Below are 1,309 nucleotides of genomic sequence, written 5' to 3'. Positions count from 1 at the left end.
CACACGGCGCGCGTCGTCGTGCCGATGACGGCACCGCCGATCGCCGACGGTGCAGTCGCGGTGCAGGACGGACGGATCCTGCACGTCGGCGACCGCTCGTGGGTGGTCGACCAGCTCGACGCCGCCGGACGCCCCTGGACGGAGCGCCGCTGGCGGGGCGCCCTCCTGCCGGGTCTCGTCAACGCCCACACGCACCTGCAGTACACCGGCATGTCCGGTGTCGGCCAGCGGCAGTACGAGGGGTTCGAGGACTGGGCGGCCGCGTTCAACGTGGACTACGCGCTCCCGCACGACTGGCGGGCGGAGGCGTCCGCGGGTGCCCTCGCGTCGATCGCGTCGGGCGTCACGAGCATCGCGGACGTGGTGACCGACATCGAGGCGGCCGACGTCCTGCAGCAGCACGGCCTCGGCGGCATCGCCTACTGGGAGGTCATGGACTGGGAGAACGCGGCGTGGGAGTCCCACGGGCGCGCCCAGGTGCTCGACGAGCTCGCCCGCATCCCGACCACGCCCGGAGCCGGGCTGTCGCCGCACGCGCCGTACTCCCTCGACGTCGCACCGCTGCTGGAACTGCCGGACATCGTGCGCCAGCGGGGGCTCCGCCTGCACCTGCACCTGGGCGAGGCGGCGTTCGAGGGGGAGCGGGTCGCGCTCGGGCCGGTCCCGGGGCTCGAGGGGGTCGACGGCATCGGGCACACCGCGGACTGGCACCTGGCGAACGTGCCGTCCTTTCGGGCCATGCGCGCGCTCGGGTTCGGCGCCAGCGCCACCGCGTTCGTCGACCGCCTGGGGGTGCTCGGACCCGACTGCCACATCGCGCACGGCGTCTACGTCACGGCCTCGGACCGGGCGCTGCTGCGGGCGCGCGGCACCGCGGTCGCGCTCTGCCCGCGGTCGAACGCCGTCATCGGCCTCGATCCGCCGCCCGTGGCGGACTACCTGCGCGAGGGCAGTCCGATCGCGATCGGCACCGACTCGCTGTCGTCGTCGCCGTCCCTCGACCCGATGGCCGACGTCACGGCGCTGCACCGGATCGCCCGGGCCCAGGGCTACGGGCACCGTGACCTGCACGAGCGGCTGCTCGCAGCGGCGACCCTCGGCGGCGCCCACGCGATGGGTCTCGCCGTCGGGCCCGACCGCGTCGGACACCTGGCCGTCGGGGCACGTGCCGACCTGGCCGTGTTCGACGTCGACGCCCGGACCGTGCCCGATGCGCTCGCCGAGCTCGTCGAGGACGGGGCCGGCCGCGTCGTCGCCACGGTGATCCGCGGCGTCGTGCGCGCCACCGACGGCACCGTGCACCCGGCCG

General features: G+C 75.3%; 1 protein-coding gene. It reads left to right on the top strand.

The window, feature by feature from the left end; genetic code table 11:
• Window positions 1–1,309, top strand: a 1,309-nt coding sequence (locus D8M35_RS16120; RefSeq protein WP_126892718.1) for an amidohydrolase family protein, incomplete at both ends; no start/stop codon positions are given.

The organism is Curtobacterium sp. HSID17257 (assembly GCF_003989515.1).
GTDB lineage: Bacteria > Actinomycetota > Actinomycetes > Actinomycetales > Microbacteriaceae > Curtobacterium.
The sequence above is the reverse complement of the archived record's forward strand: the minus strand, read 5'-3'. Positions and strand labels throughout refer to the sequence as shown.